The organism is Pseudoxanthomonas sp. (assembly GCF_027498035.1).
In the GTDB taxonomy this organism is placed as follows: domain Bacteria; phylum Pseudomonadota; class Gammaproteobacteria; order Xanthomonadales; family Xanthomonadaceae; genus Pseudoxanthomonas_A.
Genome location: NZ_CP114978.1, coordinates 3,768,026 through 3,781,190, shown reverse-complemented (window position 1 = coordinate 3,781,190; position 13,165 = coordinate 3,768,026). Strand labels below are relative to the sequence as shown.

Below are 13,165 nucleotides of genomic sequence, written 5' to 3'. Positions count from 1 at the left end.
GTCCTGCCCGGCAAGGTGAAGCTGGTCGAGATGGGCGCGCGCGACGGCCTGCAGAACGAGCCGGGCACGGTGTCCACGCAGACCAAGCTTGCCCTGATCGCGCGCCTGGCCGACGCCGGCCTGCGCCATATCGAAGCCACCGCGTTCGTCTCGCCCAAGTGGGTGCCGCAGATGGCCGACCACGAGGCGGTCATGCGCGGCGTGCCGCGCCGCGCAGGCGTGACCTATTCGGCGCTGACGCCCAACCTGAAGGGCTTCGAGGCGGCGCTGGCTGCGGGTGCCGATGAGGTCGCCGTGTTCGGTGCAGCCTCCGAGTCGTTCTCGCAGAAGAACATCAACTGCTCCATCGCCGAAAGCCTGCAGCGCTTCGAAGCCGTGACCCGTGCCGCGCACGAGCACGGCATTCCGGTGCGCGGTTACGTGTCCTGTGTGCTGGGCTGCCCATACGAAGGCGCCATCGCACCGCAGGCCGTGGCCGAGGTCGCCGCCGCGTTGCTGGACCAGGGCTGTTTCGAGATCTCGCTAGGCGACACCATCGGCGTCGGCACGCCCGACAAGACCAAACGGATGCTGGAAGCGGTGATGGCGCGCGTGCCGGTCGCGCAATTGGCCGGCCACTACCACGACACCTTTGGCCAGGCGCTGGCCAACGTCTATGCCTCGCTGGAGCTGGGCGTGGCGACGTTCGACAGTTCGGTCGCCGGGCTGGGCGGCTGCCCGTATGCACCCGGCGCAGCCGGCAACGTCGCCAGCGAAGACCTGCTCTACCTGCTGGACGGGCTCGGCATCGAGACCGGCGTGGACCTGCACAAACTCGCCGAAGCCGGCGACTTCATCTGCCAGGCGCTGGGCCGCACCACGCGTTCCAAGGTCGCCCAGGCCCTGGCCGGACAAGGGACCGGCTGACGACAGCATCCGCCCGTCTCCCGAGCAGAAGTTCGGCAGCCGTGCCCCGCATGCAGATCCCCAATGGCACCGAAACGGCGGCGTCGGGCAGCCGATTGAACCGGATTCCGCGCTCGGCGCGCGTGCTGCGCCCCATCCGCAACGCCATCCAGCATCTACCGTCGATCGGCAGGACTGCGAACCTTGAACAACTCCGCGCCCATGAAGTCGATGAACGCGCGCAACTTCGGCGCCAGATGCTTGCTCGAAGGCCACAGCATGCGGAACGTCCCCTGGTGCTCGATGAAGCTGTCCAGCACGGTGACCAGTTCACCGCGTTCGATGGCCTCGCGCACCATGAAGTCCGGCAGGCAGGCGATCCCCAATCCATCACGTGCCACGTCGATCAACACCTCGGTGGTGTTGCAGACCATCGAAGCCGGTAGCGACAGCTCGGCCTCGCCCTCGGCAAGCGTGAGCGGCCAAGGCTCGAACCGGCCCGTACTTGGGAACTTGTGCTGCAGGCAGGCATGGCCGGCAAGTTCCGCAGGCACTTCGGGCGTGCCCCGCCGGGACAGGTAGCCGGGCGCGGCCACCAGCAGCAGCCGGAAGGTCCCCAGCGGCCGCGACATGAGTCGCGAGTCCGCCGGCGCCCCGGTGCGGATCACGGCGTCGAAACCCTCGCTGATCACGTCGACCAGCCGGTCACTGAAATCCACATCCAGTTCGATGGCCGGATAGCGGTGCATGAAAGCCGTCAGGGCCGGCATGACCAAACGGCTGACCAGCGGCAGGCTGATGCGCAGGCGCCCTTGTGGCAGCTGCCGGGTTTCAGACAGCTCCAGTTCCGCCGCCTTCACTTCGCCCAGGATGCGGCGGCAGCGCTCAAGGAACAGCGCGCCCTCGGCCGTCAAGGTGATGCGACGCGTACTGCGATGGAACAGGCGCACGCCCAGGCGCTCTTCCAGCCGCGCCACAGCCTTGCCGACCGCCGACGAGGACACCCCGAGATTGCGCCCGGCCTCGGAAAAACTGCGGGTTTCCGCTGCCTGCACGAAGAAGTCGATGCCGCTCAAGGAATCCATGCCACGACCAATTTGAGAATTCTTGTCCGATATCTTCAGAACATTAACTAATTTTTCTTTAGTTCGCGAAATCCTACGCTGGCGTCCGCACTTCCGGCTGGCTGATCGCCACTACATCCCATCGAACGCGGTGGCGCCGACCGGATGGCAACCCGACCGACTTCCGCGAACGCTTCCCATGACCCCACTTCCCGCCCCAGGCGGCACGCCCCGCCGCGACTGGCTGCTCCTGCTAGCCGCCTGCCTCAGCGGCCTGCTCATTCCACTGTGCTTTACCGGGCCAGCCGTGGTCCTGCCCTCCATCAGCCACGCGCTGGGCGGCACGGCCGTACAGCTGAACTGGGTGGTCAATGGCTACATCCTGACCTACGGCAGCGCGATGATGGCAGCCGGCAGCCTGACCGACGCCTATGGCCGCAAGCGGGTGTGGTGGATCGGACTGGTGCTGTTCGCACTGGTGACATTCGCCATTCCGCTGGCGCCGACAGTGGGTTGGGTCGATGGACTGCGATTGGCGCAGGGGTTGGGCGGCGCGGCCGCCTTCGCCGGGGCGATGTCCTCGCTGGCGCAGACCTTCCATGGCCCGGCCCGCACCCGCGTTTTCAGCCTGCTGGGCACCACCTTCGGTCTTGGCCTGGCATTCGGCCCACTGGCTGCGGGCTGGCTGGTGGAGATCGCCGGCTGGCGCTGGGTGTTCGTGGCCACGGGACTGATCGCGATATTGGGCCTGGTGCTGGTCTGGGTGGGGGCGACGGAATCACGCGACCCGCAGGCGCGCGGGCTGGACTGGCCCGGTGCCATCAGTTTCACGGCGGCGCTGGCCTTGTTCACTTACGGCATCCTGCTCGCCCCGGAGGACGGCTGGACCAGTCGCCGGGTGCTCGGTGCCTTGCTGGCTTCGGCGGTGCTGTTCGTCGCGTTCGTGGGCATTGAGCGCCGCGTGGCGCGGCCGATGCTCGACCTGTCCCTGTTCCGGCAGGCACGCTTCGTTGGCGTGCAGGTGCTGGCCGCCTCCCCTGCGTTCTTCTTCGTTACGCTGATCGTGATGCTGCCGGGGCGCTTCATCGGCATCGATGGCCTGGGGCCGCTGGAGGCTGGGCAGATGATGGTCGCGCTGGCCGTGCCGCTGCTGGTTGTCCCGTTGCTGGCGGCGTTGCTGACGCGCTGGTTCAGTGCCGGCAGCCTGTCCGGGTTCGGCCTGCTGCTGGTGGCCGCCGGCCTGGTCTGGCTGGGCCGGACGCTGGCCGATGGCGCAGGCACCGCGCTGGTATTGCCACTGGCCCTGACTGGCATCGGCATCGGCCTGCCGTGGGGGCTGATGGATGGCATGGCGGTGAGCGTGGTCGAGAAGGAGCGCGCGGGCATGGCGACCGGCATCTTCAATTGCGTGCGCGTTTCAGCCGATGGCATCGCCATCGCGATGGTCGGGGCGCTCCTGGCCAGCCTGATCCAGGCCGGCCTGTTTGCCAGCCTGGGCGCTACCGATCCTGCCGCGGTGATCGAGGCCGCCAACCGGACTGCACTGGGCGACGTGCAGCAAGCCGCGGCACGACTCCCTGGCGCGCGTGCGCTGCTGCTGGCGACCTACGACCATGCGTTCGGGCAGGCGCTCCATGCGCTGGCCGCTGCATCCGTATTGACGGCCATCCTGGTGTTTGTGCTGCTGAGGCGGGAGGAGCGCGGCCATGCGCGTTGACGCTTGGCCTATTTCATCCCCCGGTGAACGGCCGTCAATTTCATCTGCCAGGCACCGGGTCGCGCAAGCACTTGCAGGGCTGCATTGATGTACACGTCCAGCGAGGACGCATGGACGAAGATCCCGCCACGAAAAAGGCCGCGCAATGCGCGGCCTTTTCGTTCCACCTGTAACGCGCGGTCAGACGTTGAAACGGAAATGCAGGATGTCGCCTTCCTGCACCTTGTACTCCTTGCCTTCCAGGCGCAGGCGCCCGGCTTCCTTGCAGCCGGCTTCGCCCTTGTACTTGATGAAGTCGTCGTAGGCCATCGTCTCAGCGCGGATGAAGCCCTTCTCAAAATCAGTGTGGATCACGGCTGCGGCCTTGGGCGCGGTCGAACCGGCCTTGACTGTCCACGCACGCACTTCCTGCACACCGGCGGTGAAGTAAGTCTGCAGGCCCAGCAGCTGGTAGGCGGCGTAGATCACCCGGTTCAGGCCCGGCTCTTCCAGGCCCAGGTCAGCCAGGAACGTGTCGCGGTCCTCGTCGTCCAGCTGCGAGAGTTCTTCTTCGATCGCGGCCGAGACCGGCACCACGCGCGCGCCTTCCTTCTCGGCACGCGCACGCACGGCATCCAGGTGCGGGTTGTTCTCGAAGCCGTCCTCCAGCACGTTGGCGATGTACATCACCGGCTTGAGGGTCAGCAGGAACAGGTCGCGCACCAGCGCCTTTTCTTCCTCGTCCAGGCCCGCGCCGCGGGCCGGGGTGCCGTCGTTGAGCGCGGCCAGCAACTTGGCCAGCACCGGCTTGCGCGCGGCCGCGTCCTTGTCGCCGCCCTTGGCGCTGCGCTCGGCGCGGTTGAGCGCCTTTTCCACGCTGTCCAGGTCAGCCAGCGCCAACTCGGTATCGATGGTCTCGATGTCCGAGATCGGATCGACCTTGTTATTGACGTGGATCACGTCGTCGTTCTCGAAGCAGCGCACCACGTGGGTGATCGCATCGACTTCGCGGATGTGCGACAGGAACTTGTTGCCCAGGCCTTCGCCGCTGGCCGCACCGGCGACCAGGCCGGCGATATCGACGAACTCGACCGCGGTCGGCACGACCCGCTGCGGCTTGACGATATCGGCCAGCGCGTTCAGGCGCGGGTCCGGCACCGGCACGATGCCGACGTTGGGCTCGATGGTGCAGAACGGGAAGTTGGCCGCGGCGATGCCGGCCTTGGTCAGCGCGTTGAAGAGGGTCGACTTGCCGACGTTCGGCAGGCCCACGATGCCGCATTTGATGCCCATGAATTTCTCCGGTAACCGAAAGCCGGTAACCGTCAGCCCACGCAGATGCGCATCGGCTCACGGTTGAACGACTCGCTATTTGGGGGTGTGCAGGCGTTTCATCGCCTCGTTGAAATCGCCGGCAACCGCCAGCGGCAAAACATCCAGCGCGTCATCGATCGCGCGCCCGATCAGGATCTCGTCATCCGCGCCGGGACGGCCCAGCACCCAACCGGTGACCTTGTCCTTGTGGCCGGGATGGCCGATGCCGATCCGCAGGCGACCGAAGCGCCCGTGGCCCAACAGGTGCATGGTGTCGCGCAGGCCGTTCTGGCCGCCGTGTCCACCATCGAATTTCAACCGGGCCACGCCAGGCGGCATGTCCAGCTCGTCGTGCGCCAGCAGCGCCTGTTCGGGTTCGAGTTTCCAGAACCGCAGCGCGGCGGTGACCGACTTGCCCGACAGGTTCATGTAGGTGGCTGGCTTGAGCAGCCGCACCGTCTGGCCGTTGATGCTGACCTGCGCGGTTTCGCCGAACAGCTTGGCATCCACGCTGAAACGCTGGCCTTGGCTGGCCGCCAGGGTGTCCACAAAACGGAACCCGGCGTTATGCCGGGTCCGCGCGTGTTCGGGTCCGGGATTCCCCAGCCCGACGATGAGGCGCACGCCTTCCATATCGACCGCAATCCGTTCCCCCGCGCCAGCCTCGGCCAGCGCGGGGGAGGTGGATTACTTGGCGTCGCCTTCGTCCTTGGCCACCTTGGCGGCCGGCACTTCGGCCGAAGCCTCGCCTTCCGACTCAGCTTCGACACGGCCGTGCTTGGCGGTGACCACGGCCACGTCGTGTTCCTTGCCCAGCTTCAGCTCGGGGATCTCGACGCCCTTGGGCAGCTTCAGCTGCGACAGGTGGATCACGTCGCCCAGGGCCAGCTTGGCCAGGTCGACCTCGATGAACTCCGGCAGCACGGCCGGCAGGCACTCGATCACGACTTCATTCAGCTCGTGGCCGATGACCACTTCGGACGACTTGCCGGCCGGCGAGGTTTCCTGGTTCAGGAAGTGCAGCGGCACGGCGGTGCGGATGGCTTCCTTGTCGTTCACGCGCTGGAAGTCCAGGTGCATGATCTGCTGCTTGAACGGATGGCGCTGCATGTCACGCAGCAGCACCTTCTGCACGTCGCCGTTGAGGCTCAGGTCCAGGATCGACGAGTAGAACCAGTCGTGCTGGCTGGCGGTCCAGACTTCATTGTGGTTCAGCTGGATGCTGACCGGCTTGAGGTCGCCACCGTAGACGATGGCGGGGACGCTACCGGCGTGACGCAGGCGGCGGCTCGCACCCTTACCTTCGTCTTCGCGGCGCTCCACCTTGATTTCGTGTGTCTTAGCCATGTTTTTCACTTCTTTCGTTGAGTAAACCGCCTCGCGGCGGCGATGCGACTCTTCCGCGACCAGAAGAGTCGTTTTGGGCAGACGCCGGAATGGCGACTCCCCGAAAACCTTGGATCAATCCACGTACAGCGAGCTGACCGATTCACCGAAGGCGATGCGGCGGATGGTCTCGGCCAGCATCCCGGCCACCGACAGCTGGCGGATCTTGGTGCAGGCCGCGGCGGCGGCCGACAGCGGAATGGTATCGGTCACGACCAGCTCGTCCAGGACCGACTTGTTCAGGTTGTCCACGGCCGGGCCCGACAGCACCGGATGGGTGCAGTAGGCAGCGACCTTGGTCGCGCCACGGTCCTTCAGCGCGGCCGCGGCGGCGCACAGGGTGCCGGCGGTGTCGACGATGTCGTCGACCAGCACGCAGGCCTTGCCTTCCACGTCACCGATGATGTTCATCACCGTGGACACGTTGGCGCGCGGACGGCGCTTGTCGATGATCGCCAGGTCCGCGTCGTCCAGGCGCTTGGCCACCGCGCGGGCGCGGACCACGCCGCCCACGTCCGGCGAGACCACCACCATGTTGTCGGTGCCGTAGGCGCGCCAGATGTCGGCCAGCAACAGCGGCGAGGCGTACACGTTGTCCACCGGGATATCGAAGAAACCCTGGATCTGGTCTGCATGCAGGTCCACGGTCAGCACGCGGTCGGCACTGACCGCGCTGAACATCTTGGCCGCCACCTTGGCCGTGATCGGCACCCGCGAGGAACGCAGGCGGCGGTCCTGGCGCGAGTAGCCGAAGTACGGCACCACCGCGGTGACGCTGGCGGCGCTGGCGCGCTTGAGCGCGTCGATCAGCACCAGCAGCTCCATCAGGTTCTCGGCGCTGGGCGCGCAGGTCGGCTGGATGACGAAGACTTCCTGCCGGCGCACGTTCTCCTCGATCTCCACCTGGACTTCGCCATCGGAGAAATGCGAGACCATCGCCTTGCCCGGACGCACGCCGAGTTCACGGCAGATGCTCTGGGCCAGGGGCTTGTTGGCGTTGCCGGAAAAGACCAGCAGGCTGCGTTCGTCTTGCACGTGGGGATCTCGATTGGACAGCGGTGGGCGAAACGACGCGGGTCCTTTCGCGCACGGACGGGACTGGCTGGGGCGGCAGGATTCGAACCTGCGGGTGCCGGGATCAAAACCCGGTGCCTTAACCACTTGGCGACGCCCCAATGAATCAGTTGATGTCCTGCATGTTCCTTTCCAGCGCATCCAGCAGGCGCGAGCGCGTCGCCCCGGCTACCACCCAGCCACGCAGATCCGCAGGTAACAATGCCAATCCGGCCTGGGCGGCCTGAAGGCTTGCGAATTCCACGAAACAGCCGCTGCCCGTCCCCGTCAGCCGTGGCGTCCCGATGCGCGAGAGCGTGGCGAACACCGCCTCGATGGCAGGTTCACGACGACGCAGCACCGGCTCGAACACGTTGTCGGGCACAGATCCGGAAAGGAAGTCCGCTATTTTCACGGGTGTGGCAGTGCGCGTCAAATCCGGCGCTGCAAACAGCCCGGCCGTGGCGACGTGGATGCCCGGGTCGACCAGCACGTACCAGGCCTGCGGCAGGTCCAACGGCGTGAGTTGTTCGCCGACGCCTTCGGCCCAGGCATTGCGCCCGCGTACGAACACCGGCACGTCCGCACCCAGGGTCAGTCCAAGCGCAGCCAGCGCGTCTTCACCCAGATCCAGGTCCCACAACCGGTCGAGCACACGCAGCACGGTGGCCGCATCGGACGAGCCGCCACCAAAGCCACCGCCGGCTGGAATGCGCTTTTCGACGCAGATCTCAGCACCTTGCGCGGTATTGGCGTGATTTTTCAGCAGAAGCGCGGCCCGGACCAGCAGGTCATCAGCTTCGGCCACGCCGGGGACCGATGCCCCGACCCGTCCAATGTGGCCATCCGCCCGCAACCGGATACCGACCCGATCCCCCCAATCCAGGATGCGAAAAGCACTCTGCAGGTCGTGATAACCGTCGGCCCGGCGGCCGGTGATCCGCAGGCACAGGTTCAACTTAGCCGGCGCCGGCCACCAGGACCAGCCGCCCGGCGCAACCGCGTCGATCATGGCGACGCCGCGCCGGGTTGCCAGCCGTCCACGATCAGGCGAACGCGCGAATCGCCGCGCTCGGCCTCGATCCGCGCCGGCAGCGCGGGCGTGTCGCCGGCCGCCGGCTGCCAGGCCGTATAGGCGATCTTCCAGCCACCCTGGCTGAGCGCGGCCAGCTGGCCGTCGACCCCATATTGGAGATCGGCCGCCGACAGACCCGGTGCCGCCTGGCCGCGAATCCAGTAGGCCAGCGCCTGCACTGGAATCTCCCAGCCGGTTGCTTCGACCAGCAACTGCCCAGCATCGGCACCACGACGCGGACCGCCATCCAGGCCATCCAGCACCACGCCCGCGCCATCGCCGGTCAGGCGCCAACTCTGGCGGGTAATCGGCGCACTGAGCGACACTTCGAAATCCTCGCCGCGCTGGGTCCAGTCGATGCGGCCACTGCCACCCTTGTCGGCACGGCGAATCGCCACCCGCCCTTCCAGCGACCAGTCGCGATGGGCCTGCAGCCATTGCTCGCGAACGGCTTGCACCTGCGCCGCCGCAGCCACATCGACCGCCGGCGGCAACGACTGGCGCGTGGACAGGCCCGCGCAACCGGCCAGCAACAGGACCGCAGCCAGCGCCGCCACGCATCGCAGATGCCGGCTCATGCGCCGGTCTTTTCCAGCGCGCGCAGCAGCGAGCGATTGTCCGGATCCAGCTTGCGCGCCTCATCGAAGTAATGCCGCGCCTCGTCCTTGTTGCCCTGCTCCCACAGCAGCTGGCCCAGGTGGGCGGCGATTTCCGGGTCCTTCATCAGGGTGAAGGCACGCCGGATCTGGACCAGCGCCTCGTCGCGCCGGCCCATGCGATAGAGCACCCAGCCATAGCTGTCCAGGATCGCCGGTTCGTCGGGCTCGGCCGCACGGGCGCGATCGATCAGCTCCAACGCTTCCTTATAGCGATCGGTGCGATCGGCCAGGGTGTAGCCCAGTGCGTTGAGCGCGGCGGTGTTGGTCGGGTCGGTGACCAGCACGCGGCGCAGGTCGGCCTCGGCACGGTCGATGCGGTCGCGCCGCTCCCAGGCCAGGCCGCGTGAATACAGGAGGTTGTTGTCGTCCGGATACGCCGCCAGGCCGCGGGCCAGCGCATCCAGCTCGCCGGCATCGTCATCGTTCTTCTGGCGCAGGTCAGCTTCCAGCAGATAGGCATCGCGGCGCGCATCGTCATCGACGCTGGCATCGGCCTGCATCGCGTGCGCCGAGGCAAAAGCTTCGTCCTTGCGACCCAACTGGAACAGCACGTTGGCCGCGCGCAAGCGCGCTTCCACCTGATGCTCGCCATGACCGACGCCCTGGTACCAGTCCAGCGCCTCCTGCGGCCGCTTGAGGTACTCCGCGATCTGTCCCAGCAGCAGGCGCTGGGCCATGTCCTGGGCATCGGTATTCGAAGTCTTGGCCTCGTCGTACAGCCGGGCCAGGCCATCGGTATCGTCCGCCTTGGCCAATAGCGACGCGCGCAGGCCGTAGGTGCGGGTGTCCTGCGGCCCGCGGGCCAGCACCGCCGCCGCCTGGGTCGGCAGGCCCAGTGCATCGAACTCGGCCGCGGCACCCAGACGGACATTCGGGTCGACATCGGCCTGCTGCTGCAGGTTTTCCAGTACCTGGCGAGCCTGGTCGGTCTTGCCGGCCTGGCGCAGCTGGCTGGCGTGCAACAGGCTGACTTGCGCATTGACCGGGAAGCGCTGGATGACTTCGCCGACGATACGCTCGGCCAGCGCCGGCTGCTCCAGCGACTGGGCCAGTCCACCGAAGGCCAACCAGACATTCAACTGGTTCGGCAGCGCCTTGCCATCCAGCAACTGGCCCAGCAGCTTGGCCGACAGCGCTGGATCCCGGCCACCACTGCCCAATGCCGTCAGCGCATAGCGCCAGGCCTGGGGATCGGGGTCGCGCAACAGGGATTCGAGTTCACGCCGGGCCGGACGCTCGCGGCCATCGCGCAACGCCAGCGTGGCCTGGGCCGCACGCATGGCGAGCGACTCCGGGGCGCGCTGCTTCCATAGTTTCAGGGCACGGGTGGCACGCGCATCGTCGTTGGCGAGCAGGGAAATCCGGGTCGCCAGTTCGGCCAGGCCGACGTCATGGCCGGCTTCGGCTGCCTGCAGGTACCAGCGTGCGGCGTCGGGCAGCTTGCCGGCCTGCAGGGCGAATTCACCAGCCAGCACTGGCTCCAGCACCCCGGCCGCCTGGTCCGCCGGCTTGGCTGGCTGCCGGGCCTGGAGCGCAGGAGATGACGCAAAACCGGCAAGAATCAGCAACAACGGCGGGACGAAACGCATCTTTGCAGGCATTAGGGGGAACCGGGCCGTAAAATGGCGGGCAACAGATAGCCAGCAGCTTAGCGCAAGCCCCGAAAAATGACGTTGTGGGTCCTCGGATTGAACCACCAAACCGCGCCGGTCAATCTGCGCGAACGGGTGGCTTTTGCCGGCGATGCGCTGCCCGAGGCGCTGGGCGCCTTGCGCGGCCTGCCCCAGGTCAGCGAGGCCGCACTGCTGTCCACCTGCAACCGGACCGAGCTGTACGCCGTGGCCGACGACGCCACGCCGCTGGTGCAATGGCTGGCCACCCATGGCGAAGGGCTGGACACCTATCTTTATCGCCACCGCGATGCCGAGGCCGTGCGCCACTTGTTCAGGGTCGCCACCGGGCTGGATTCGATGGTCCTGGGCGAACCGCAGATCCTGGGCCAGGTGAAGGACGCCTGGGCGCTGGCGCGCGAGCACCAGGCACTGGGCAGCGGCCTGGACCGGCTGTTCCAGCAGGCTTTCGCCGTGGCCAAGCGCGCCCGCACCGACACCCGCGTCGGCGCGAATCCGATTTCCGTTGCCTCCACCGCCGTGCGCCTGGCACAGAACTCGTTCGCCAGGCTGAGCGATTCAACCGTGCTGCTGGTCGGCGCCGGCGAGACCATCGAGCTGGCCGCCAAGCACCTGAGCGAAGGCAAGGTCCGGCGCTTGCTGGTCGCCAACCGCACGCTTGCACATGCGCAGGAGCTGGCCAGCCGCCACGGCGGCGTGGCGATGCCACTGACCGAGCTGGACCGCCACCTGGGCGAGGCCGACGTGGTGTTCTCGGCCACCGCCGCGCGCGAACCGATCATCACCCGTACGCAGGTTGCCGAAGCCCTGCGTCGGCGCAAGCACAAGCCGATGATGCTGTTCGACCTGGCCGTGCCGCGCGACATCGAGGCCAGCGTCGCCGAATTGGACGACGCCTATCTCTACACGGTCGACGACCTGGAACGCGCCGTCGAGGAAAACCGCCGCGGTCGCCGCGAAGCCGCCGACGAGGCCGAAGCCATCATCGATGTGCAGGTCGCGCGCTTCGTTGAAACCCTGCAGGCCGGCAACCGCCAGGAGCCGCTCAAGCGCCTGCGCGCCTACGGTGATGCCACGCGCCAGGACGTGCTGGACAAGGCGCAGTCGCAGCTGGCCAACGGCCGCGACCCGGCGCAGGTGCTGGAATTCCTGGCCCATACCCTGACCAACCGCCTGCTGCACCCGCCAACCGCTGCCCTGCGCGAAGCGGCGCTGTCCGGCGACACCGAACTCACCCGCGCAGCCGACCGGATGTTCCCGGCCCAGGCGCCCTACTCCCACGCCAAGTTGCCCGATGACGCCGACCCTGCGCCGTAAGCTGGAGGCGCTGGCCGAGCGTCGCGAAGAACTCGAACGCCTGCTTGCCGACCCGTCGGTGGTGGCGGACAACAGCCGTTTCCGCGACTTCTCGCGCGAATTCGCCCAGCTCGAACCGATCGCCACCGCCATGGCCGACGAAAGCCGCGCGCAGAACGACCTGGCCGCGGCGCTGGCCATGCGCGAGGACCCCGAACTGCGCGAGCTGGCCGACGAGGAAGTCAGCACCGCCCAGGCGCGCCTGGCCGAACTGGACGAAACCCTGTCGCTGCTGTTGATTCCGCGCGACGCGCGCGACGACGGCAACCTGTTCCTGGAAGTACGCGCCGGCACCGGTGGCGACGAAGCCGCGATCTTCGCCGGCGACCTGTTCCGCATGTACGCCCGCTATGCCGAGCGCCAGGGCTGGAAGGTGGAGGTCGAATCCGATTCGCCCGGCGAGCACGGCGGCTACAAGGAAGTGGTGGCGCGCGTAGTCGGCCGTGGCGCGTATTCGCGGCTGAAGTTCGAATCGGGCACGCATCGCGTGCAGCGCGTGCCGGCCACCGAATCGCAGGGCCGCATCCACACCTCGGCCGCGACGGTGGCGATCATTCCAGAGGCCGACGAGGTCGAGGAGATCGTGATCAATCCGGCCGACCTGCGGGTCGACACCTTTCGCTCGTCCGGCGCCGGCGGCCAGCACGTCAACAAGACCGATTCGGCGATCCGCATCACCCACGTGCCCACCGGCACGGTGGTCGAATGCCAGACCGAACGCAGCCAGCACGCCAACCGCGACAAGGCGATGAAGCGGCTCAAGGCGCAGCTGCTCGACGCCGAGCGCAGCAAGCAGGCCGCGGCCGAAGCCGAAACCCGCAAGCTGCAGGTCGGCAGCGGCGACCGCAGCCAGCGCATCCGCACCTACAACTTCCCGCAGGGCCGGATCACCGACCATCGCGTCGAAGGCCTGACCCTGTATGACCTGCCCAACATCATCGAAGGCGGCATGGACGACCTGATCGGCCGCCTGCTGCACGAGCACCAGGCCGACGAGCTGGCCCGGCTTGCCGAAGGCAGTTGACGCGCCGCGTTGAAGCCGCGCG

12 protein-coding genes and 1 tRNA gene are annotated in these 13,165 nt (G+C 67.4%); 4 read left to right on the top strand and 9 right to left on the bottom strand.

Annotated features, from left to right (window positions below; genetic code table 11):
• Positions 1-3: 3 nt before the first annotated feature.
• Positions 4-906: a hydroxymethylglutaryl-CoA lyase gene (locus O8I58_RS16590; RefSeq protein ID WP_298323095.1), complete on the top strand. Its 903-nt coding sequence runs from the start codon at positions 4-6 to the stop codon at positions 904-906.
• Positions 907-1,061: 155 nt separating this feature from the next.
• Here O8I58_RS16590 and O8I58_RS16585 read toward each other — a convergent pair whose 3' ends face one another.
• Entirely contained in the window at positions 1,062-1,970 is a 909-nt protein-coding gene (locus tag O8I58_RS16585) for a LysR family transcriptional regulator (protein ID WP_298318517.1), read from the bottom strand.
• Between the two features lie 178 nt (positions 1,971-2,148).
• On the opposite strand from O8I58_RS16585, the gene O8I58_RS16580 reads away from it, so the two are divergent.
• Positions 2,149-3,666: an MFS transporter gene (locus O8I58_RS16580; RefSeq protein WP_298318515.1), complete on the top strand. Its 1,518-nt coding sequence runs from the start codon at positions 2,149-2,151 to the stop codon at positions 3,664-3,666.
• 180 nt (positions 3,667-3,846) lie between these two features.
• On the opposite strand, the gene ychF is transcribed toward O8I58_RS16580, so the two are convergent.
• The 8 genes from ychF to O8I58_RS16540 all read right to left on the bottom strand — a co-directional run bounded on the left by ychF (position 3,847) and on the right by O8I58_RS16540 (position 10,733).
• Positions 3,847-4,938, bottom strand: coding sequence for a redox-regulated ATPase YchF (gene ychF, locus O8I58_RS16575; RefSeq protein WP_298318512.1), 1,092 nt, complete (start codon positions 4,936-4,938; stop codon positions 3,847-3,849).
• 75 nt (positions 4,939-5,013) lie between these two features.
• Entirely contained in the window at positions 5,014-5,592 is a 579-nt protein-coding gene (gene pth, locus O8I58_RS16570) for an aminoacyl-tRNA hydrolase (protein ID WP_298318509.1), read from the bottom strand.
• Positions 5,593-5,646: 54 nt separating this feature from the next.
• On the bottom strand, positions 5,647-6,306 hold the full coding sequence (locus tag O8I58_RS16565) for a 50S ribosomal protein L25/general stress protein Ctc (protein WP_298318506.1): 660 nt from the start codon (positions 6,304-6,306) through the stop codon (positions 5,647-5,649).
• 114 nt (positions 6,307-6,420) lie between these two features.
• Positions 6,421-7,380, bottom strand: a complete 960-nt coding sequence (locus tag O8I58_RS16560; protein ID WP_298318505.1) for a ribose-phosphate diphosphokinase — start codon at positions 7,378-7,380, stop codon at positions 6,421-6,423.
• A 64-nt stretch (positions 7,381-7,444) separates the two neighbouring features.
• Positions 7,445-7,520 (bottom strand) — tRNA-Gln (locus O8I58_RS16555).
• Positions 7,521-7,525: 5 nt separating this feature from the next.
• The gene (ispE, locus tag O8I58_RS16550) at positions 7,526-8,410 is read right to left on the bottom strand and encodes a 4-(cytidine 5'-diphospho)-2-C-methyl-D-erythritol kinase (RefSeq protein WP_298318503.1); all 885 of its coding nucleotides are present in this window, start codon (positions 8,408-8,410) and stop codon (positions 7,526-7,528) included.
• The gene (gene lolB / locus O8I58_RS16545; protein ID WP_298318500.1) at positions 8,407-9,051 is read right to left on the bottom strand and encodes a lipoprotein insertase outer membrane protein LolB; all 645 of its coding nucleotides are present in this window, start codon (positions 9,049-9,051) and stop codon (positions 8,407-8,409) included. Before lolB ends, ispE begins: the two co-directional genes overlap by 4 nt.
• Positions 9,048-10,733, bottom strand: coding sequence for a tetratricopeptide repeat protein (locus tag O8I58_RS16540; RefSeq protein ID WP_298318497.1), 1,686 nt, complete (start codon positions 10,731-10,733; stop codon positions 9,048-9,050). Before O8I58_RS16540 ends, lolB begins: the two co-directional genes overlap by 4 nt.
• A 66-nt stretch (positions 10,734-10,799) precedes the next feature.
• Here O8I58_RS16540 and hemA point away from each other — a divergent pair, with 66 nt between their 5' ends.
• Positions 10,800-12,080 (top strand): glutamyl-tRNA reductase, encoded by a 1,281-nt coding sequence (hemA, locus tag O8I58_RS16535; RefSeq protein ID WP_298318495.1) that lies wholly within the window; start codon positions 10,800-10,802, stop codon positions 12,078-12,080.
• Positions 12,058-13,143, top strand: a complete 1,086-nt coding sequence (prfA, locus tag O8I58_RS16530) for a peptide chain release factor 1 (RefSeq protein WP_298318493.1) — start codon at positions 12,058-12,060, stop codon at positions 13,141-13,143. Before hemA ends, prfA begins: the two co-directional genes overlap by 23 nt.
• The last annotated feature ends 22 nt before the right edge of the window (positions 13,144-13,165 follow it).